This is a genomic window from Pseudomonas sp. MF09150 (genome assembly GCF_059862355.1).
In genome coordinates, this window is sequence record NZ_JCBCUS010000002.1 from 122,084 (window position 1) to 143,275 (window position 21,192).

Consider the following 21,192-nt stretch of genomic DNA (forward strand, 5'->3'; position numbering starts at 1 on the left):
GCCGTAAGGAAAGCGGCTCAATTATTTACAAGAGTGTCGCGACAGCCGTTGGTTCGAATCAATGGTGCCATCAGAGCGCTGGCGCGGCCGAGTCAGGCAGCGGCACGTCGTAGCCGCAGTAATGCAGAAAGGTCAGGTTCAGGCGCTTGTCGGGGTAGTCATCGCCCCAGGGCAGGTTCTTGTCCAGACGAGACTTGACGTGGCTACAGAAGGCTTGCAGATCCGCCTGCGCCTTGGCCAGCACCGGTGCGGGCAATCGATTGATTTTCAGGCTCTGGAAGAACGGTTCGATAAAGACCTGATCCAGGTCGTAGCCCTTGGTTCCCAAAGGCAGGCGCTGGCCCGCATGCACGTAGAAAGGCTGCTTCAAGCCGCTCTCCTGCTCCCAGCACCAGTACTTGACCTCATCCTCGAAAATGCCAACCGCCTTCCCTTCCCAGCGCTCGTAGGTACGCAGGCATTGAAAACCCTGGCGTGTCACCCAATCGAAACTGCTGGGTTTGACCCCGTGATAGGAAGGCAACGCCTGCCTGGCCACAAGATCGTCCTTAAACGCCTGCTTGGGATAGAGCAGCCCGTCCGACCTGCCACTGAGAAAGCTGTTGACCCGCATATAGAGCCCGGACGCCGTCACCTGGATATCGCCATAGGAAAAGGTTCCGGACGTCCCTACGGAGAGAGCATCAAGTCCCTTCTCATAATAAAACCCGCTGGTGATCGTCCCGCAGGGCGCATGACGAAAAGGCCCCGGCAGGTCGAAGGAATAACGCTGCATCAACGTGACCCGCTTGGCGCCTTCGGTGCAGAGCATGCGGTTATCGAAGCGAGCATTCTCGTAGACCAGGGGCGGGTTGCTGCACCCGCTGCCCAGGATCAGCAACCCGCCTGCCACGACTGCTCTGAGAATCTTCATAGCTTGTTGGTCTTGTTGGCCGGATCGGGCAAGCGCGTGTGGGTGCCGTTGGCATCGATCACCGTCGGCGTGATGTAGCGCGAATTGCCTTTGAACTGCTCTTGCAGGGCGTTGGGTTGATCACCGCACATGGCTTTGGACACGCACAAGTAGTTGGAGTGAGGGCTGGCCGCACCCAGCAACGACGTGCTGGTGGTCAGGGAACCAAAGAAGCGCGCCACCGGGTCGGACGAATGGAGGAAGTTGCCGCCCAACAAGTCAGACACGGTATCGGTGACGGGCAACATGCCGAAGAAGTTTTTCGACCCGGGACGGTTCACCTGGAAGTACGCGCCGTCCTCAATGTTGAACCCGGCCTCCTTGGCCGCCTGGAAGAAACTCGTCGAGCCCACAGGCGCACCGGACAATTGAATGCTGCCCACCTTGCCATTGAGGTTGAAGTCCAGCCCCGAGATCCCGCGGTAGGTCAGGAGACCACCCTGGCTGTGGCCGGCGATGTCCAGTTTGTAATTGTCGTCGATGCCAGCCTGATAGAAGTCATGCAGTTCGCGCGCGTTACCGGAGCGCACTACACCCCCCAGCGCCACATCCCACAATGACTCGACCAGGTCGCCCAATATGCCGTGCTCCGGGTTGTAGGCCTGCATGAAGGTATCCGAGCCCGTCTGCATAGCGCCATTGACCAGGGCCGAGAGCAGCGAGTTCTGAATGCCGTTGGTGAAAATCGCACCATCGCCATCCGGCCGGCTGATCTCAACCAGGCTCTGATCTTTCTTGAGCACCGGTTTGCCACCGTCATCCACTTTGATGGTCTTGCCGTCTGACTCGTATTCGAAGCCGGTTTTGACTCGATAAAAACGCATGTCCCCGGTCAACAGAGTCGGCACCTGGGTAATCAGGCCACCATGACTTTCAACACCCGGCATGACCCCGAGGGTGTAGGTGGACGCCTTGTCCATGACGGTTTCCAGCAGCCCCGGAATCCATGCCAATGGCCACAGCGACGGGTTCTCTTCAAGCGCCGCGCTGGCGGCACCGCTCAAGGCGGCGTACTGGCTAAAAATCCCCGCCGCGTTCTTGCCATAGTCCTTCACACCCTGGCGCCAGTTGTTCACGGTATCCACCGGATGCGACACGCCGTCCAGGGAGGACTGGCTGACATACAGGTCGGTGCGTTTTTCCTTGTCCTTGGTGATCTCGAAGGCCTTGGTCAGATCGCGGTTCAGGCCTGTCGTGGAGTCCACGCCAGTCTTGGCATCGTTGCGCACGATGATGCTGCCGGCGCCCACGGTGGCGCGAACTTCCTGCTCCTTCTCTTTGCGGTAGTCATAACCGCTGACGCTCCAGCCGGAGGCGCCAGTCTTGCCTTTGCCGGCCAGGCTCTTGTCGGTGGTAAACGCCACGTCCTTGCCAGTCATCTGATCGGCGCCTTCACCACCGCCTCCCCAGCCGAAGGTGCCACCCACGTTGACGTAGTAGCTGTGCTCCTTGTCCTGGCCGGAGATATCGCGGAAGCCCAGGGTGTTGGTGTCCAGCTTCAGCTTGCCGTTGTCGGCGGCGATCACCGCACCGTCGATCTGGGTATGGTTTTCGGTGCGGATATCCACGCCGTTCTTGCCGGTGATACTGGTCTGTTCCTGTACCCAATCGGTCTTGCCGGTGGTCTTGCCCACCCCCAGCGAACCGCTGACACTGCCACCGCCGCCCAGGCCGATGCTCACCGTCACACTGGCATCCAGTTGCTTGCCGCTGACTTTGCCGGTATCGGGCACCGAGGACACGGTCAGGTCACCGCCCACCCGGCCGATGACTTCATCGCCACGCAAGGTCGCACCGGAAATAGTGCTGTCCTTGCCGCTGGTGAAGCGCAACTGGTCACCGGCAACGAGGTTGGCGTTCTGCTGCCGTTCGTTCTCGCGATCAAGCTTGCCCTTGCCCATATCGACACTGGCATACACAGAGATGAAGTCCTTGCCGCCCACTGCCAGGCCGACTTCACCGCCGCCACTGCTGCGATCGGACTCACTGCTGGAGTCATTCTGCGCCGCGCGAATGGTCAGGTCCTTGCCGGCACTGAGGTCGATATCCCGCCCGGCATGGACCTGGGTCCCAATCAGCGTCAGGTTGTCACGGGCTTCAAGGCTGACGTCACGCCCGGCCAGAAACACCGAAGGCGTACTGGTGCCATCGCTGAGCTGCTCGGTAGCCGAGCCGACACTGCCGCCGATCCCGGCCCGGGCACTGCCACCGCCGCTCTGGCCGTTGATGCCACCCTGGCTGCGGGTGGTCTTGCTCTCTTCCGAGACCACGCCACGCGCCACATCCACGGTGATGTTGCGCCCGGCCAGGGTGATATCGCGCCCGGCGTCAAACTGGCTGCCACGAACAGTGATGTCATTGCCGGCCACGGCACTGATGTCTCGACCCGCGCCCACATTCGACGGACTGTTGCTCCGGACTTCCTGGCGCGAACTGGTGGCCTGGCTGGCCGAGCCGAAGTGGGTTGCGCTGGTCGGCCCGGAGGTGAACTGGTTGATCGAATCCACGGTGCTCAGCACACTCGAGGCCTTGCTCACGCCGTCGTCACCCTTGCCGGTGCCTGCGAGGGCGTCCTTGGTGTTGCCATAGTTGTGGCTGATATTGACCGTCAGGCCGTTGCGGTCGCGGCTCTTGCTGTTTTCCTGAATCGAGGTTTCCTTGCCGGCATCGACATTGATGTCGCGTCCGGCCTGCAGGTTGACGTCGCGATTGGCGTCGATCCGCGAACCTTCCACAGTCAGGTCGCGACCGGTCTTGATGTTGACGTCCTGCCCGGCCAGCAACTGGCTCTCGGCGACCGTCTGCTGGGCATTGCGCGATTTCTCCTTGAGGGCCTCACGCCCCAGGAAGGCGGTGACGCCGTTCCGGTCGCTTTCCAGGGACAAGCCGGTGTGCTTCTCGCTTTTCCAATTGCTCTGGTCCTGGCTGTTGCTGCCGGCCAGGACATTGACGTCGCGCCCCGCACCGACGTTGAGGTCGCGCACCGCCGCAGCGGTACTGCCGATCATGTTCACATCACGGGCCGCTTGCAGCGTGGTATCACGCCCGGCACTGACCACACTGCCGACGCTCTGGGTCTGCAGGTTTTCCTGCCCCGACTTCTTGGACGAGGCAATCGAGATAAAACTGCCGGAACTGGATAAACCGACCTTGCTCCGGTACTTCTCGCTTTGGCTGGTGGACTCGTTCGCCGCATCGATCAGGTTGATGTCGCCGTTCTTGTCGATCAGCCCTGCTCGCAGCTCCGCATCACGCTTGGCCTCGACGGTGCTGGCCGACAGGTTGACGTTGGTGCCGGCGATGATCACGGCGTCATTGCCGGCGCTCAGCTCGCTGCCCACCTGGGTGGTGGTGCTGGAACTGCGGCTGTTGCCACTTTTATTGAGGCCGAAGCTGCCTTTTTTCTTCTGGCTGTAGGCGCTGTCCTGCTGCTCTTGCGCCGAGACCAGGCTCACATCGCCACCGGCGCCGAGCAACAGGTCATTACCGGCTTTCAACTGGCTGCCGACCACGGTGACATCGCGCCCGCCATTGAGGCTGATGCGGCCGTCCTTGTCCTGGCTGACATTGACCATCAGGTCATGCCCGGCGCTGATTTCAGAACCGACGTTGGTGGTGGCTGAATCCGCGCTGCGGGTGGTCTTGCTGCTGCCCCAGGAGCCTTTTTTCTTCTGGGAGAAGGTCGACGCCTCTGCGTCCTGGGCCGAAGCGATGACCATATCGCGCTCGGCATTGAGCGTCAGGTCCTTGCCCGCAGCGACCTTGCTCGCCACCACCGCCAAATCACGCCCGGCATTGAGTTCGAGATTGCCCTGGGTGGTCACGCTGGAACCCAGGTTCTGCAGCGTGTCCTTGGTGACCAGGCCACGGCTGATGGCGCTCTGGGTGAAGGTATGGTCCTGCACCGCGAGCAGATCGATATCCCGGCCGGCACTGAGCTTGGCATCGCCGGCGCTGCTGATCTGGCCTGCGTTGGTCAGGTCGCGTCCTGCACTGAGGTCCAGCTGCTGCCGCGCGCTGATCTGGCTGCCCTGATCCAGCACCGTGCGCGAACCCGAGCCATAACCCACTGCAACGGCGGTGCGGTCGTTGATCAGGTCGCCCTTGATCGCGGTGACGCTCACCTGGTTACCGCGGATTTCACCGCCCAGGGCATTTCGCACGCTGTCCTGGGCCATCAGGCTGACCCGCTGGTTGGCCTCCACCAGGCCACCCTGATACAGGTTGCCGCCGGCATTGACGCTCAGGTCATTGCTGGCGCGCAGGGTGCCGACGTTGGTCAGGTCATTGCCTGCCAGTACGGTCATATCCCGCCCTTGCACCAGGCTGCCGCCGCGCAGATTGCGCGAGTCGGCCTGGGCCAGGTACAGCACCGGCACCAATACCTGTTCGCCCTGCACCTGGCGGGTTTCCATCCACACGATGTCGTGGGTCAAGGCCGCCACTTGCTGCGCGTTGAGGGAGACCCCGACGCTCAGTTGCAACTGGTCCTTGGACGCAATGGCGTTATCCATCAGGTAGCGATACTGGTCGTAATCGCTGGTCAGGCTGGCTGCCAGGAAGCGTTGCCCGGTTTGCGCCAACACGGCCTCGCGAATCAGCCGAGTCTCATACAGCCCGTCGCCCAGGCGGCGCCAGGTCTGGTCGGTGTTGTAGTTGAGATGGCCGAGCATGTAGTCGGAGCTCATGAAACGCGACAGATCGGTAAAGGCCGGGTTGGTCTCGATCAGGTAACGACCGCTGGGGTTCTGGCTCTTGACGAACATGCCGTACTCGCCCTGGGGCAGGTGGTAGCTCGCAAGCGAAGTCGGATCGACCGCAACGAACGGCGTGCCGCTGAAGTCCACTGGCACGAAACCGACCTGGGTGCTGCCATCGGCGGCTACGCGCTCGACGCGCTGCACATCCTTGGCTTCCTGATTGCTGGCGGCAGAGCTTTGCGCATTGACCGTGATCACCTGGCCACCGGCCTGGGACAGGTTGTTCTGCAACTGCTGGCCCGTCAGTTGGGCGCGGCTCTGTTCGGTCAGGGTGCCGTTTTCAAGATTGCCACTGACTTGCAGGTTCAGCCGCTGACCCGCTTGCAAGATCGAGGCGTAGCCTGTTTGTGTGCCCGGCAGTACGGTGCTGTGGGAGGACAAGAGCGGGTACAGCAGAATCACCCCCGGTACCGCCTCTTGCTGATCGGGGGCGACATTCGCGTTGCGGGCGTTCCAGGCGAGGGTTTCTTGCTTGGCATAGCGGTACGCGCTTTTGGGAACACCATGCAGCCAGTAGGTCATGCTCTCGAGCCGCTGGTTCAGGGTCGAGCCACGGTTGTAGAAATTATTGGCGGTGACAAAGGCATCGCGGTTGGCAGCGATCAGACTTTGGCTGTTTTCCACGGTGTCGGCATGAAGGGTCAGGTCACGATTGGAGACCAGCCGTGCAGCCGGCGATTGCTCCAGGACCTTGTCCTGGTAGGTGGTGTTGACGATGTAAGTGGCGGTGTGGTGATCGCCCGAGCAGTCGGTGCAATTGATGTCGATACGGCGACTGACGATGCTTTCGCCGATCTTGAATTTGTCCATGGCGTTTTCCAGCAACCCCACGTCGATGTACATGTCGCCTTCGCTTTCGATGGTGCCGGAACGGTTGCTGAGCAACGCCGCTCGCCCGCCATCCAAGGCGGTGAAACTGAGGTTGCCGGCGCTGTAGATATCGCCGTAGCTGTTGGCCAGGCCGTTGCCGCGCAGGATCATGTCGGCGCCGCTGTAGATCAGCGTGTCGGCCGAGGTGGTGATGCCATTGGCCGAGCGCAGTTCCAATTGTCCCAGGGCGCCCAGGGTGCCGCGGTTGTTGATCTGCGCTGCGGACACCGACAGGTTCTGGCTGGCGATCAGGCGCCCCAGGTTGTCCAGGGTGCCGCGCAGGTTCAGTTGGGTATCACCGCCACTGGCGATACGTCCGCCGAGCTGGTTCAAGTCGGTGGCGCCGACCGTGAGTTTTTTCTGCGCCGAGAGCAGGCCGCTGTTGTTCAGGTTGCCACCCAGCTCCAGGGCCAGGTCGCCATCGCTGACCAGCTCGCCCCCGTTGTTCAGGTTCACCGCGCCCAGGCGCAGGCCGCTGGCGCTGGCAATGCGGTCGCCGGCATTGAGGCTGAGATCACCCGAGGTGCTCAAGTCCAGTGCGCCATTGAGCTGCAACAGCCCGGCGCCATTGACCGCGCCGATATCCCAATCGCCGTGGCCGAGACCGGTGACACGGCCCTGGCTGCCCGCAAGCCCGGCCAGGTCCAGCTTGAACTGGCCGCCCCCGGCATGCTCGATGCTCCCCAGGGAGTTGCTCAACAGCCCGGCGTTGAGGGCAAATGCAGCCGTACCGATGGCCAGCGATCCGCCCTGGTTATTCAGGTTGCCGGTCAGCGCAACAGTGCCCAACTGCCCCGCCAGCGCCCGCACTCGACCGCCGCTGCTGTTGTCCAGGTTGCCGCCGGTAAGCAGCAGGCCGTCAGCCGATTCGATCAGGCCACCCTGGTTCAACAGGTCGCCACGGGCCGCCAGTTCCAGTTGCCGGGCGCTGACTTCGCCACCCCGATTGTCCAGCAGTTGCCCGGAGGAGCTGAGCAAGCCGTTCGCATACAGCTTGCCGGCCTGGTTGGTCAGGCGGTCGACTGTCAATTTCAGCGCGCCGGATTGGCTGCTGATCAGGCCGGCCTTGCCATCCAGGGCACTGTTATCCACAGAGCCGGCAGTCAGCGCGACGCTGGCGCCTTGCAAGGTCCCACCACGGTTATCCATGGCGCCCTGGGCCAGGGCCACTTCGGCATGGCTATCCTTGGCCAGGATCATGCCCCCGCGGTTATCCAGGTTGCCCGTGATCAGCTCCAGGCCCGCGCTGCCCGCGAGCAATTGGCCCTGACGGTTATCCACAGCCCCGCCCTGGATTTCCAGGCGCTTGCCCTTCAAGGTGCCACCCAGGTTGTCGAGCTGACTGAACTGGCTGACCCGCAGTTTCTGCTCGCCGGCATCGATCAGTCCGGCGTTGTTGTTCAAGGCGCCACTGAGGGTCAGGGCGACATTGCCGGCCTGGGCGACCAGTGCGCCCTGGTTGCTGTTGTCCAGGCTGTCGGCATTGATCACCAGGCTATTGCCGAGCATCACGCCCGCGCTGTTGCTCAACTGGCCACCGTCGATCTGCAAGGCGCCATCGCTCTGGATCCGCCCCTGGCTGTTGCTCACCTGACCCGGTGCGGTGCCGTTGGGGTTGATGGTCAACGTCAAGCCATCGGTTCCGGCCGCGAGCAGCCCCTTGGCCTGGTTGTCCAGGCCGCTGGCGGTGACCGTCAGGCGGTCACCCACCAGGCGCCCGCCACGGTTGTCGAGCATCCCGCTGCTGGTCAGCACCAGTTGGTTACCGACCACGACCCCTTGCTGGTTGCCGACGCTGCCGGCTTCGACCTGCACATTGCCCTGTTTGGCTTGCAGATGGCCCAGGGCGTTATTCAGGTGCTGCTTGACGATCAGCGTCAGCGGACCGTTCTCGGCGCTGAGCACGCCGTTGGCGTTGTCGCTGAGCCCGTCGAGGTGGGCCGTCAGTTCGTTGCCGAGGACACGACCCTGATTGTTCGCCAGGTCACCGGCTTGCAGATTCAGTGTTTGCCGGCCTTGCAGCAGGCCGCCGCTGTTATCCACATCCCCGGCCTTGAGCTTGAGCACATCACCGTTGATGGTGCCGCCCTGGTTGGCCAGGTTGCCGCGACTGTCCAGAGTCAGTTGCGGCGCAATCAAAGTGCCGCCACGGTTGTCCAGGCTCGCCATCTTGAGGTCGAGCGCGGTAGTGGCCTGGATCTGCCCACCGGCATTGATCAGGTCCTGGTCGAGGGTGATTGCGGTCGCCCCGTTCTCTGCGCTGATCATGCCTTTCTGGCTGTTGTCCAGGCGTTGCGCGGTCAGGGTGATCTGGTCGCCCAGCAAGCTGCCGCCACGGTTCAGGGCTTCACCCGCTTGCACTTCAAGCAGGCTCTTGGCCTGGAGGTGGCCGCCGTCGTTATCGAGCTGGCCGCTGATCTTGAAAATCGCACTGCCCTGGCTCGCACCGATCAGGCCTTGCTGGTTGTTGAGGCGATCAACCGTGACCAGTACCTGGTCGGCAATCACCTTGCCCTTCTGGTTGATGAAATCGCTGGTGCGCAAGTTCAGACCGGCACCGGCAACCTCGATCCGCCCGCCAGTGTTGTCCAGGCTGGCAAGGTTGAGGTCGACCGCCTGGCCGTCACCAAAGCGGATCAGCCCGCCGAGGTTGACGATGGCCGGGGTGTCGAGGGTGAGGGTGTGCTGCGCAAGCAGCCGCGCCTGCTCGCCCTGGCTGACCAGGCGCGCGGTGCTCACTTGCACCTTGGCGCCCTGTATCACGCCGTTGTTGTTTTCGACGGCCTGCTGCGCCTTCACGTTGAGCGTGCGGCTGGCCAGCACATTGCCCTGGTTGCTCAGGGTCTGGCTGACGAGGGTCACATCGCCCGTGGCAGTGCGCGTGTTATCCGGGTTGACCCCCGCCTCGATGATGCCGTTGTTGCGTATCTGGCTGCCGCTGGTGACCTGTACTTTGTCCCGCGCGGCGAGGCTCTTGCTGACGGTCACGGCGCCGCGGCTGTCGATCCGCGCTTCGGTGCCCGCATAGGCCGGGCCCTGAAGCTCGACGCTCTGGGCCTTGATGGCGATGGCCTGGTTGGCGCCCATGCTGGCTACGGTCACCTTGCCGCTGGCATCGATCTGGATGTCGCCGGTGCTGGCGGCCATTTCGCCGGAGATGTTCACCCCCACGCCCTTTTCCGTGCCCACCAGGCGGATCGCCCCGGCGTACATACCGCCCAGGGCCGAGCTGTCGATGGCCATTTCCGGCTTGGCACTGCCGTCGTCTGCACGCGCGGTGACGCTCAGGTCATCGGCGCCGACATCGTTGCGGCCGGTGATGACATTGAGCTTCTTCGCGTACAGGTCGGCATTGAGTTTGGTGCTGCGGGTGATGAGGTCGAACTGGTCGATATTGCTGGCGTTGAGCCCCGCGCCCTCGATGGAGATATCCCCGCCATCGACCTGGAAGTGATCAAGTTTCTGGCCATTGATCACCGGTTTGCCGGTGGTCAGGGTGGCGCGCGGCGTATTGATGAAGCCGCAGCCGTTGCAGGTGATGCCATGGGGGTTGGCGACTATCACCCGCGCCGCCTGGCCCGCGACTTCGGTGTAGCCCTTGAGGGTGCTGCGGTTACTGCCGGTGACTTCGTTGAGGATGACTTGCGCGGCCTGGCCCTTGAGGTTCGCGTTGCCCGGGATGTAACCGCCAAGCTGGGTGTTCTGCACCGAATTGACGCTGTTGTTGAGGATCAGGCCGTTGCTGCCGACGTTGTATTCGCTGAATTTGTTGTGAGACAGCCCGCTGCCGTTGGTCCCATTGATATTGACCACTGGCACGCCATTGCCTGCCTGGCCGATGGTGGCATTGCCACCCGCCTGGGGATCGAGCGTCAGCCCGGCGGCGACGCTGACAATCGGGTTCAGGAAAATGATGCCCGACAGTGATAGGGCAATGCATTGAGCAAAGGGCTTGCGAACGTCCATGTGGCAATCATCCATTCACTGAAAGTGAGTCAAATCAAAAGAACATGTCGAGGCGGAAATACACCGGATGTTCTCGTTTCTCGATCAGGCCGGGTCGCTCCAGGGATCGAGCAAAACTGACCGAAGCCGCCAGGTACTGGCCGCGGGCGTTGAATTCCAGGGCATTGCCGGTCATGCGCCCCTTGGCATCCGGGTTGTAGCGCCCGCCCTTTATCACGCCAACGTCATAGGCCAGGGCCGCCCCGTACTCATGCACGAAAGGCAGCAGCGGCTGCCAGGTCACGGCGCGCCGCCAGCGCAACTGGTTGCGCCAGTAGCCACCGCTGTCGCCGGACAGGCTCTGGTCTTGAAAGCCCCGTACTGAACTGACCCCGCCCAGGCTGATTCGTTGCGGGCTGAACAATACGTCTTCGCTGCGCTGACCAGTGGCCAGGCTGTCGAAGCTGAAGTTCTCGTCCCACAGGCGAAACGGCTGCAGGTAGCTCAGGGTCAGGGTGTATTTGTTGTAGCGGGCCACGGGCTCGCTGCCGCGCGGGTGGCCGCTGCCCTGGGCATCCAGGGCACCGATGCCCTGTTGCCAGCCGATATCGGCGTTGACAAAGGCGCTGCCGATACGCCGGCCGTGGTTGAAGCCCAACTGGGTTTCGGTGATGCGGTTGCTGGACACATCGATAAAGTTGTCATCGATGTAATTGCGCGTATGCAACTGGCTCAGGCCAAGGCTCAGGCCGGTCTTGCTCAGGTTGTCGCGGTGCAGCACACGCTCGGCGCGCAGTTGCTGGCTCTTGCTCACGCCATCGAATTCGAAAGCAAACCCGGCGTCGTCATTGCGGGTCCGGTAGTAGCTCTGGCTGTAGGAATAACTGAGGGTCCACCAGCCCCAGGGCAGGCTGTAGTAGAGGCTCTGGTTGTCGGAGTGGCGCCAGCGATCACTGACCGCATCCTGATTGGCGCGCAAACTCAACTGGTCGGCCAGGCCCAGCGGGCTGTCCCAATCGAGACCGACGCCCATCTGCTGCTCGCCGGTGGTTTTATCGCCATCGTTGTTACGGGTCGCCGAGACGCGCCAGGGCTTGAGTCGTTCACCCTTGAGCCCGACCCGGCTGCCGCCGACCTCGTCGCCGGGGGCCAGCTCAAGCTCGGCCTGGCGCGAAGGCAGGCGCGTCAACTGATCGACCAGTTGCTCCAGTTCCCGCAGATTCAACACGTCCCCCACCTGCCCCGGAAAGGTCATCGCCAACTCCCGGGAACTGGCCAGCGCCGAGCTGTCCAGGGACTCGAGGCGGCCTTCGACCACCACGATCTTCAGTTCACCGGTCGACAGGTCCTGGGCCGGCAGATAGGCACGGGTGGTCACATACCCGCGTTCCAGGTAGTGATGGGTAATGGCTTTGAGCAGGGTGTTGATCTGGCCGACCGACAGGCACTGGTTGCGATAGGGCGCCAACAAGCGGTCGCGATCGCCGGAGCTCAAGTGTTCGGCACCGTCCAGCACCACGGTCTTGATGGTGAAGCAGCGCTGTTCATCGGCTTTTTCGGTGGGTGCAGGCGGCAGGGACTTACCCGGCAGCTGCTGGAGTTCTTCGAGACGTTTTTGCTGCTCTTGCAGCAACTGCTGCTGGCGATCACGAATCAGGTCGCGATCGCCCGGGGTCTGCACCGGGGCAGCCTGGAGCATGGAAGTGAACAGAGCACAAAACGCTACTACAGGCGTGATGCCAAAACGTGACATTCATTCAATTCCCTTGAATAACCGACGCAGAAAACCGCAGCGCCTATCAGGTGTAATCCAGCACCTGCTTTTGAAGGGGAAAGATATTAAGGCGTTAAATCCGTTACATGACAGAAAAACGACGAGCGGCTACAAGGCTTATTGCCAGTAGTGCGCCGGCAAAGAAAGCAGCTGGGAGCACGCCGGACGAGGTGTTTTGTATCTAAACAGACACACCGGATTTTCCCCTCCCCATTGCGCCCTGCCGCTCCCGCTGGTGGGCTTTTCATAGCCGGGCCTATTGAAAAACCTCCTGCTTCGGCGCCCGTTCTAAGGCGAATGAAACGCCTGCATGCTCGAACCGGGCATGTCATCGATCAGCACCACCGGGATGCGTTGATTGGGCTGGGTGATGTCATAGACATGCTGCTGGCAAGCCGTGTCGTTATCGACCCTGGCGAACTCCACCAGGTAGACCTTTTGCTTCTCCGGCACAAAGGTGCTGCCCAACGGCCCGCAATGGCTTGAGGTCGGCACGGTGGGAATGGACACCGGCTTGTCTTCCCACTTGTTCTTCTGCGGGTCGTACACCTTCTGCACTGTGCTCTGATACTCATAACCCGGCGCCGGCTGAGTGCCCGAGGTTTCCCAATAGCCCAGCACCTGCAACTTCTGGCCCGGCTGCGCCGGTATTTCAAGCTGGGGGAAGTTCTTGTGCACGGCGCTCTCGAAGGTGGCGAACCAAGCCCCCAGCTTGCCGCCCAGAGGCTTGGACGCGGTGCCCAGTTTTTCGGGACGCGGGTCCGGATCGTTTTCGCGCCTGACCGAAAACTCCACTGCGCTGACACTCGTCGACTGCATGATCACTTTTGCGTGCTGTTCATCCACCGCCACCTTTTTCTGCTCCAGCATGATGCCGTCGCTCCAGAGGGTCGGTGCGGAACTGCGGGCGTTAAAATCACATCCCAGCAGCGACAGGGGCACCATCATCCATACGATTTTCTTCACCGCGTATTCCTGGGTAGAGCAATGAGCGAGCAGGACCCGCACGCCTCATCGCAGACAATGACAAAGCGCCACTACGGCGCCGAATCATAACCAAAGGGATAGGTCGGGATGCAGGGATTTGGCGAAGGGACTTGAACCTCGGCCAAGGCCTCCGACTGCGGCAACAGCAGAGGCCTGAACCGGGGGGATTTACTTGTTCTTGAGGCAGGTGCTCATGAAGGTTTTGCGCTCATCGCCCTTGAGGGCCTTGGTGGTGGCGTCGGCGTTGCAGGTTTTCATCTTGTCTTGCTGAGTGGGCTTGGCGGCTTTCAGGCAGGTGCTCATGAAGGCCTTGCGCTCATCACCCTTGAGGGCCTTGGTGGTGGCGTCGGCATTGCAGGACTTCATCTTGTCCTGCTGGGCCTGTTGGGCAGCCGTTGCGGCAAACCCCTGGGAACACAGCAACAGGCCCACCATCAACAACGGAATACGCAGCATCTTCATGGAGTTTTCTCCTGGTTACCGCGCCGATCGGCACGGCCTCCAGCGCAGTGTAGACAAACCCGGTTACACCTTCACCTGTTCTGCAAACTGGTCCGCCGGTATTGCTCGGGAGTGCAGCCGGCCTGGCGCTGGAACATCGCGATAAAAGCTGAAGCGCTGCTGTAGCCCATGTCGAATGCCACTTCCTGGACGCTGCGGGCACTGTCCAGGGCCTCGATCGACGCCAGGAAGCGCAGGCGCTGGCGCCACTCGCCAAAACTCATCCCCAGTTCCCGGACAAACTGCCGGGCCAAGGTGCGTTCGCTGACATGGATCTGCCCGGCCCAGTCGGCCAGCGGGCGGTTGTCCCCCGGCGCGGCCTGCAAGGCTTCCAGCACCCCGAGCAAGGCCGGGCTGCTGGCGTAGGGCAGATAGCAGTCATGCACCGGCGCCTGTTGCAGTTGATCCAGCACCACCTCGGCCAGGCGCTGGTCAGCCGCGCCGTCGGGTATCTGCACGTCGCGCACGGCAAAGTCCTTGAGGATGGCCTTGAGAATATCGCTGATGGCCAGGGTACAGCCCTGCTGCGGCAGCGCCTCGCACAATTCGGGCACCAGGCACACGGCACGGTAGGTGATCGGCTGCGGGCTGTAGAAGCTGTGCTCGGTGTGGGGTGGCACCCAGATGGCGAACTGCGGCGGCGACATGAAGCGGCTGCCTGCGATCTCCATGTGCAGCACGCCATGGGCCGAATACTCCAGGCAACCCCAGGGATGCCGATGCTCCAGGGCATGGCTGTGGGCATGAAAGTGCGCATGGCGAAAGTACAGCGGTGCCGGCAGACCGCTGAAAGGCAGCAGCTCGATATGTTTTTTGCTCATGCTGTCCGGATTCAAGGGCGGGTTGTCTGTTTCGAAGTATAAGCATTTATCCAGACAGACGGATAATCCCTCCTCTTCAACGTTATGGCTGTTCTCATGCAATACGCTTATCCCTTGCTGGCGATTCTGATCTGGGCCGGCAACACCGTGGTCACCAAACTGGCGGCCGACGCCATCTTCCCGGCGGAGATCGGTTTTTACCGCTGGCTGCTGGCCGGGCTGCTGTTCACCCCGTTCATGCTCAAGCCGGTGAAGCAGCATTGGCCGCTGATCCGCCCGAACCTGGGGCGGATTTTCATCCTCGGGGTACTGGGCATGGCGGTTTACCAGAGCCTGGCCTATTTCGCCGCGAGCCGCACGTCGGCCACCAATATGGGAATCATCCTGTCGCTGATGCCGCTGATGTCGCTGGCCATGGCCATTATCAGCCTCGGCCAGCGCCTGACCGCCGGCGCGCTGGTCGGCGCCTTGCTGTCATTTGCCGGGGTGCTGGTGGTGGTGTCCGCCGGCAGCCTGGAGACCCTGCTGCAACATGGGGTGAACCTGGGTGACGCGATGATGCTGATTGCCACCCTGGCCTACGCGATCTACAGCACCCTGCTGAAAAAATGGCAGCTGCGCATCCCGCCCCTGGTGCTGCTGTACCTGCAGGTGCTGGTGGCGGTGTTGGTGCTGTTGCCGTTGTTTCTGCTGTCCGAGAAAGTCGGCCCGACCCTGCGCAATATTCCCCTGGTGCTCTATGCCTGCCTGCTGGCCTCGATGCTGGCGCCCCTGGCCTGGATGCAGGCCGTGTCGCGCCTGGGGCCGAGCCGCACCACGCAGTTTTTCAACCTGCTGCCGCTGGTCACCGCCCTGATCGCGGCCGTGGTGCTGCACGAACAATTGGCCCTGTACCACATGGTGGGCGGCGTACTGACCCTGGGCGGGGTGATTGTCTGCGAACGCTGGACCACCGTCATCGGCCGTTCGCCGCAACTGGCCTGAAGCGGCTGCATCCCCCAGGCACAGGCTAGACGCCCGCAGCCTTGAGACGCCGGGCATGTTCGACAAACAGTCGCACCGGTTCGGCGCCCTTGCCCACCAGTCCCAGGGATTGGTTAACGATATCGAAATGATCCAGCGGGTATTCGTCGCCGATCACCGTGCCCAGGTGCGAGCTGTAGCGCCCGACCATGCCATCGCAGTGCCCGGCTTCCCGCACGAAGGTCCTGGCGAACAGCCGGCAACTGCGGTTGGTGCCGTCCAGCAGGTTGCGCCCGCGGTCGGTCTTGCCGGGCTGCAAGGTCCCGGACCAGGAGTAATAGCGCACGCCGTCGACCTCTTCCGCCCCCTGGCCGCCCCAGGTATCAGGCAAGCCCTGGGGGTACTGGCGGTTGAACAGGGCCACGCCCTCGCTGGTCAACGATTGGTGCGCCGCCGGCACATCCACCGGCAGCCGCGGCCCGCGATAGCCGGTCTCCAGCAGGCTCATCAGCGCTGCAATCAAGCGCAGGGCAACACTCAGCAGACGCCCTTTGGCGGTGGTCGCCGGGTAGTGTTTCTCCAGGTAGTCAGCCAGTTCCGAACCGTGATTGGGCCCGGCCACCGAGGTCACCGACGCCACCCAGTCCGGTCGCTTGGCCGCGGCATAACGCGCGGTCAGCGAGCCTTGGCTGTGGCCGATCAGGTTGACCCTGGCCGCTCCAGTTTCCTGGCGGATGGCTTCAATCCGCGCCAGCAACTGCTCGCCGCGCACCTCACTGGAGTTGAGCGGCGAAACCTGCACCGCAATCACGGTCGCACCACCCCGGCGCAAGGCTGCGACTATCCCGTACCAATAGGGGTACAGCAGCAGGCGGACAAACCCCAGCATGCCGGGCACCAGGACCAGCGGGTAACGCGTGGCGAGCTCTTGAGACATGCGGCGACGTCCTTGTGCGAAGGCAGCGGGGCTGGCTGAAAGCTAAACCATAACCAGGGACATCGTCAGCCCCCATGACGCTTTGGCGACACGCTGATGACAGCCCTGTCGCCCACCCGGCTGCTTAAGCCTGACCACCCCCGCCCCCATCAGCCCCACCAACCGCAGCAACATCCTGGCCAACACTGCCTTCTCAGAAGGTTTGCGCCAGGGCCAGCAAGCGCTGCTGCGCCTCTGCGCAGGAACGCTGAAAACCCTCGCTCTCCGACTCCTCACCCTCCGCGGCAACCACCGTGACGTTCTCGATACCGATAAAACCCAGGGCGGTACGCAACCAGCGATCCGCGTGGTTCATCGCTTCATGCTCGCCTCCCGGACCAAAGCCGCCCCCGCCACGACTGGTGACGATCAACACTTTCTTGCCCTGAACCAACGGCTGGTACTGAGCCACGCCGTTGTCCTGCAGGGTGTTGAACGTCCGCCCCAGGCGCACGATGTGATCGACCCAGGCCTTGATCCCGCTGGGCACGCTGAAGTTGTGCATCGGCGCCGCGATCACCAGGCGCGAGTGGCCGAGCAGCTCCGCCACCAGCTCATCGCTCAAAGCCAGGTCCGCCTGCATCGACAGCGGCCGCGCCTCGGGCTGTGGATAAAACGCCGCGGCGATAAAAGCCTCGCTGACGTGGGGCAAATGCCCGCGTCCGACCTCGCGCCGGGTGAGATGCCCCTGGGGGTTGGCCGTTTGCCAGGCCTGGAGGAAAACCTCGGCCAAGCGCCGGGTATGGGAGCGCTCGCCCCGTGGGCTACCGTGAACCGCAAGAACTGTATTCATCTCATCTGCCTCATGCAGGTTGCTGATTGCGGCCTTGAAACCAGGGCCTGTCCGCGCTAAATCTATTAGCCAAACCCTGCCTCAACAAATGAGCAGAAATCCTTTCAGATGAATTTAAATCAATCGTGGAGCCTTGGATGTTTGCTCACCTGCCTCTCACCGCCCTGCGCACTTTCGAGTCCGCCGCGCGCCTGCTGAGTTTCAAGGCCGCCGCCGAAGACCTGTCGGTGACGCCCACCGCGGTGTCACACCAGATCCGTAGCCTGGAACACTGGCTGGGGGTGGCGCTGTTCGAACGGTTGCCGCGCCAGGTGCGCTTGACCGAGCCCGGCCAGCGCTTGTTCCACAGCCTGCATAGCGCCCTGCTGGAGGTGACCCAGAGCGTCGATACCCTGCGCCCAAAACCCAGCAACACCCAACTGACGGTCTCCACCACCGCGGCCTTTGCCGCCTTGTGGCTGGTACCGCGGCTGGGGCGTTTCTATGCCCGGTATCCCAACATCAGCGTGCGCCTGGATAGCCAATCCGAGGTGGTCGACCTGCAACAGGATGCGAGCATCGATGTGGCGATCCGCTACAGCCAGGAGGGCTACCTGAACCTGCACGGCCTGTGCCTGTTCGACGAGCGTTTCGCGGTCTATGGCGCCCCGCAGCAAGTGGCCCAGGCCCACCAGCAGCAACCGACCCTGATCAGCGTGCACTGGCGCAACTCCCGGCTCTATGCCGACGGCTGGCAGGCCTGGTGCGCCCTGGCCGGGGAAAGCTGGTTCGAGCACCAGCCGCTGATCCGCTCCTACGACGAGGAACAGTACGCCCTGCAAGCCGCGATTGCCGGTCAGGGCCTGGTCCTGGCCAGCAACATCCTGGTGTCGCAGAGCGTGGCCGGCGGCCTGCTGCAGCCCTACCGGCCCGAGGTCCAGGTGGACGGTGCCGGCTACAGCGCACTGTGTGTGCCGGGGCGCGAGCGCCATCCGCCGGTGCGCGCCTTTCTCCAATGGCTGCAGCAGGAATCGCTGCTGGCCGGACATCCACCCCTGGCGCGCAGTTGACCGCCGGACACATCCGATAAAACTTTTTGCAGCTCCCGAGACTCACACCCAAGGTAGCGATCAGGCCGACAGAGCCTGGCGTCAATCGGATTAGCCTCCAGGAGATCGAGATGAGCGACATGCATTTATCTGATGTAAACACCCTTCGCGAACGCGCCCGCCAGCATGTGGAGAACGGCGCCGTGACCGAAGGCTACAGTGCCGACCGGGAAGAGATCCTGCGCCTGCTCAACGAGTCGCTGGCCACTGAACTGGTCTGCGTCCTGCGCTACAAACGGCACTACTTTATGGCCAACGGGATCAAGGCCAGTGTCGCCGCCGACGAATTTCTCGAGCACGCGAACCAGGAAGCCGAGCACGCCGACAAGCTGGCCGAACGCATCGTGCAACTGGGTGGCGAACCGGAGTTCAACCCCGACCTGCTGTCCAAGAACTCCCATGCCCAGTACGTGGCCGGCAATACCTTGAAAGAGATGGTCTACGAAGACCTGGTGGCAGAGCGGATCGCCGTCGACAGCTACCGCGAGATCATCCAGTACATCGGCGACAAGGACCCGACCACGCGTCGTATCTTTGAAGACATCCTGGCCCAGGAAGAGGAACACGCCGACGACATGGCGGATATCCTGGCCGACCTGTAAGCCGCTTCTCGTAATACCGCAGCCAGCTCTCCGGAGCTGGCTGTTTTCGTTTGGGCGGGTTACTTGGTCGGCTTGACCGTGACCGGTGCCTTGCCCGAGCGCATCTGGTCCAGCAGCGGCGCGCACTGGTTCGGCTCGCCCCCGCTCGGCGCAACCAGCGCCAACAGGCCCGCCGCCGGCCCGGCAATCACCCCCAAGGCGACCATGCCGGCACCGCGCAGCATCAGCGGCACCGCCTTGACCCCGGCGCTCGGCTTGATGAACGGGCCCTGCACATAGAGCGGCGAGCGCAGGGAGAACAGACGCAGGCCCTTGGATTCCGGGGTGATGGTCAGGTCGAGCTGCTCGCGGGTCATGTTTGCCGTGCCATCGATGTAAATGATGGCGTTCTCGGTGTCGAAGACGAACAGGCGCGAGGTGGCCAGCCCGCTCTTGATCCCGAAGTCGGCGGCGGCGCAATTGATCTTCACTTCCTTGTCGCCGAACATTTTCCCCACCACATAGTTACCGACGTTGAGCCCGGCGATTTCCATCAGGCTGCGGCTGATGGCGCCATCGTTGATCAGCATCTTCAGGTCACCATTGGCGGTCCCCAGCAACGCGGCCACCGAATTGCCGGTGCCGGAGATATCGGCGTCGCCATTGAGCTCGCCGAAACTGGTTTTCATCGGTTCAAAGGTCGGGAACAACTGCTTGAGCTTGAAGTTGCGCGCCGTCAGCTTGGCCTGGCCCTGCAAGGGCGTGGCCTGGCCATTGAGGCGGATCTGCGCATCGAGCTTGCCGCCGGCCACGCCAAAACGCAGCGGCTCGAGGCTCAGGTGCCCGTCATTGAGCACCAGGTGGGTATAGAGGTCGGTGAACGGCAGGTCGGCACTGTGGACGATGCGCTTGCCGGTGAATTCGACATCGGCGTCCATATCGCGCCAGCGTTCGGTGCGGAACTCCTCCACAGGCAGCACTTTGTCCGCCGGCTGTTTGCTTTCGCCGCCCCGGGCCTTCTGCTTGGCATTGGAGTCGGCACCGATCAGCGGCGCCAGGTCGGCGAACAGCAACTGGTTGGACACCAGCGCCCCGGTGAGCTTGGGCCGCGGCTGGCTGGCGACATAGGCCAGGTTGCCATGGATGTCGCTGTCGCCGATCTTGCCGTTGAAGTCCTGGTACTGAAAACTCGCGCCGGCCGGGTCATGCAGCTTGGCAATCAGGTGGCCGTCGGTGGCATAGGGCGGCGAATCCGGCAGCGTGACGCCGGTCAGCGGGTACAGGTTGCCCAGGCTGCTGCCGGCCAGTTTCAGGCGCAGATCAAGCGCCCCCAGGTTCAGCGGATCGGTCAGGGTGCCCTGCAACTCAACGCTGGTGTCGGCGATCTTGACCTTGGCCTGCAACGGGAACGGCTTGGCCGCGTCCTGCAGGGCCAGCAGCCCGCCGATCTTGCCGGTGCCGGTCAGTTTCTGCTGATGGTATTGACCCTTGACCTTCAACGCGAAGGCATAGGCCTGGGGCTCGGCGCCTTTTTCCTGGACCTTTTTCGCGGCCTTGTCGCCGACGATATCGCTGAATGGAATTGGCTGGCCCAATGGGTCGATCAGCAGGTCGAGCTGGGTTTTCAGGCTCTGGTCGTCGAGGGTCACGTGGCCCTTGTCGAAACCGATGGCGCCGATGTCCACCACCCAATTGGAGGGCTCGGCGTTGGGGTCCTTGGGGTCGAACTTGAAGGTCCAGTTGGCGCGCCCATCGCCCAGCCGTTGCAGTGCGGCATTGGGTTCGGTCAGGTCGATACGCGGGATGTGCACGCGCTGCGCCAACAGTGCCAGGGGCGAAATACGCAACTCGACACGCTTGAGAGTGACCATCTGCGGGGCCTTGGACCAGTCCGGGTTGCCCAGGGTCAGGTCTTGCGCCACCACATGCGGCCACGGCACCCAGGCCCGCCAGCCACCTTCGTCGGGCTCGCGCTGCCAGATCACCGCCAGGTCACCATTGATTGCGAATGGCCGATGCAGCTCCTCGGACACCTTGGCGTTGATCTGCGGCTTGATCCGGTTCCAATCGAAGAAGGCAATCAACAGCACCAACACGGCCAATAGCAGCACCAGGATGGCGATGGTCCAGGCGAAAATTTTACGAGTGCGCGTCATTGCACAGGGCTCCTGAATACGACGA

12 protein-coding genes are annotated in these 21,192 nt (G+C 62.7%); 3 read left to right on the forward strand and 9 right to left on the reverse strand.

What is annotated here, in order from left to right; all coding sequences use genetic code 11:
• Positions 1–70: 70 nt before the first annotated feature.
• The 6 genes from AC19YX_RS10135 to AC19YX_RS10160 form a co-directional block, all read right to left on the reverse strand.
• Complete coding sequence (locus AC19YX_RS10135; protein WP_421548850.1) at positions 71–913, reverse strand: hypothetical protein; 843 nt, start codon at positions 911–913, stop codon at positions 71–73.
• Complete coding sequence (locus tag AC19YX_RS10140) at positions 910–10,548, reverse strand: hemagglutinin repeat-containing protein (RefSeq protein ID WP_500606187.1); 9,639 nt, start codon at positions 10,546–10,548, stop codon at positions 910–912. The genes AC19YX_RS10135 and AC19YX_RS10140 overlap by 4 nt, the downstream gene beginning before the upstream one ends.
• Before the next feature lie 34 nt (positions 10,549–10,582).
• Positions 10,583–12,280 (reverse strand): ShlB/FhaC/HecB family hemolysin secretion/activation protein, encoded by a 1,698-nt coding sequence (locus tag AC19YX_RS10145; protein WP_500606188.1) that lies wholly within the window; start codon positions 12,278–12,280, stop codon positions 10,583–10,585.
• 309 nt (positions 12,281–12,589) lie between these two features.
• Complete coding sequence (locus AC19YX_RS10150) at positions 12,590–13,267, reverse strand: hypothetical protein (RefSeq protein WP_500606189.1); 678 nt, start codon at positions 13,265–13,267, stop codon at positions 12,590–12,592.
• A 189-nt stretch (positions 13,268–13,456) separates the two neighbouring features.
• Complete coding sequence (locus AC19YX_RS10155; RefSeq protein WP_020298724.1) at positions 13,457–13,750, reverse strand: PsiF family protein; 294 nt, start codon at positions 13,748–13,750, stop codon at positions 13,457–13,459.
• A gap of 71 nt (positions 13,751–13,821) precedes the next feature.
• Positions 13,822–14,610, reverse strand: coding sequence for an AraC family transcriptional regulator (locus AC19YX_RS10160; RefSeq protein ID WP_078469588.1), 789 nt, complete (start codon positions 14,608–14,610; stop codon positions 13,822–13,824).
• 96 nt (positions 14,611–14,706) lie between these two features.
• Between AC19YX_RS10160 and AC19YX_RS10165 the strand changes: the two genes are divergently transcribed.
• Positions 14,707–15,594, forward strand: a complete 888-nt coding sequence (locus AC19YX_RS10165; protein WP_500606190.1) for a DMT family transporter — start codon at positions 14,707–14,709, stop codon at positions 15,592–15,594.
• A 25-nt stretch (positions 15,595–15,619) separates the two neighbouring features.
• On the opposite strand, the gene AC19YX_RS10170 is transcribed toward AC19YX_RS10165, so the two are convergent.
• Both AC19YX_RS10170 and AC19YX_RS10175 read right to left on the reverse strand, forming a co-directional pair.
• Positions 15,620–16,510 carry a lipase family alpha/beta hydrolase gene (locus AC19YX_RS10170; RefSeq protein ID WP_078469586.1) on the reverse strand — a complete coding sequence of 297 codons (891 nt, stop codon included), beginning with the start codon at positions 16,508–16,510 and terminating at the stop codon, positions 15,620–15,622.
• Positions 16,511–16,703: 193 nt separating this feature from the next.
• Positions 16,704–17,342, reverse strand: a complete 639-nt coding sequence (locus tag AC19YX_RS10175) for an FMN-dependent NADH-azoreductase (RefSeq protein WP_500606191.1) — start codon at positions 17,340–17,342, stop codon at positions 16,704–16,706.
• A gap of 137 nt (positions 17,343–17,479) precedes the next feature.
• Between AC19YX_RS10175 and AC19YX_RS10180 the strand changes: the two genes are divergently transcribed.
• Together AC19YX_RS10180 and AC19YX_RS10185 are read left to right on the forward strand one after the other, a co-directional pair.
• Positions 17,480–18,391 (forward strand): LysR substrate-binding domain-containing protein, encoded by a 912-nt coding sequence (locus tag AC19YX_RS10180; RefSeq protein WP_078469584.1) that lies wholly within the window; start codon positions 17,480–17,482, stop codon positions 18,389–18,391.
• Positions 18,392–18,501: 110 nt separating this feature from the next.
• The gene (locus tag AC19YX_RS10185) at positions 18,502–19,032 is read left to right on the forward strand and encodes a ferritin-like domain-containing protein (protein WP_020298718.1); all 531 of its coding nucleotides are present in this window, start codon (positions 18,502–18,504) and stop codon (positions 19,030–19,032) included.
• A 59-nt stretch (positions 19,033–19,091) separates the two neighbouring features.
• Here the strand turns inward: AC19YX_RS10185 and AC19YX_RS10190 are convergent, their stop codons facing one another.
• Positions 19,092–21,167 (reverse strand): AsmA family protein, encoded by a 2,076-nt coding sequence (locus tag AC19YX_RS10190; RefSeq protein WP_201129219.1) that lies wholly within the window; start codon positions 21,165–21,167, stop codon positions 19,092–19,094.
• Positions 21,168–21,192: the final 25 nt, after the last annotated feature.

Coding starts and splice junctions, on each gene's coding strand:
- AC19YX_RS10135 (WP_421548850.1), bottom strand. CDS start 913: ATGAAGATTCTCAGAGCAGTCGTGGCAGGCGGGTTGCTGATCCTGGGC.
- AC19YX_RS10140 (WP_500606187.1), bottom strand. CDS start 10,548: ATGGACGTTCGCAAGCCCTTTGCTCAATGCATTGCCCTATCACTGTCG.
- AC19YX_RS10145 (WP_500606188.1), bottom strand. CDS start 12,280: ATGTCACGTTTTGGCATCACGCCTGTAGTAGCGTTTTGTGCTCTGTTC.
- AC19YX_RS10155 (WP_020298724.1), bottom strand. CDS start 13,750: ATGAAGATGCTGCGTATTCCGTTGTTGATGGTGGGCCTGTTGCTGTGT.
- AC19YX_RS10160 (WP_078469588.1), bottom strand. CDS start 14,610: ATGAGCAAAAAACATATCGAGCTGCTGCCTTTCAGCGGTCTGCCGGCA.
- AC19YX_RS10165 (WP_500606190.1), top strand. CDS start 14,707: ATGCAATACGCTTATCCCTTGCTGGCGATTCTGATCTGGGCCGGCAAC.
- AC19YX_RS10170 (WP_078469586.1), bottom strand. CDS start 16,510: ATGTCTCAAGAGCTCGCCACGCGTTACCCGCTGGTCCTGGTGCCCGGC.
- AC19YX_RS10175 (WP_500606191.1), bottom strand. CDS start 17,342: ATGAATACAGTTCTTGCGGTTCACGGTAGCCCACGGGGCGAGCGCTCC.
- AC19YX_RS10180 (WP_078469584.1), top strand. CDS start 17,480: ATGTTTGCTCACCTGCCTCTCACCGCCCTGCGCACTTTCGAGTCCGCC.
- AC19YX_RS10185 (WP_020298718.1), top strand. CDS start 18,502: ATGAGCGACATGCATTTATCTGATGTAAACACCCTTCGCGAACGCGCC.
- AC19YX_RS10190 (WP_201129219.1), bottom strand. CDS start 21,167: ATGACGCGCACTCGTAAAATTTTCGCCTGGACCATCGCCATCCTGGTG.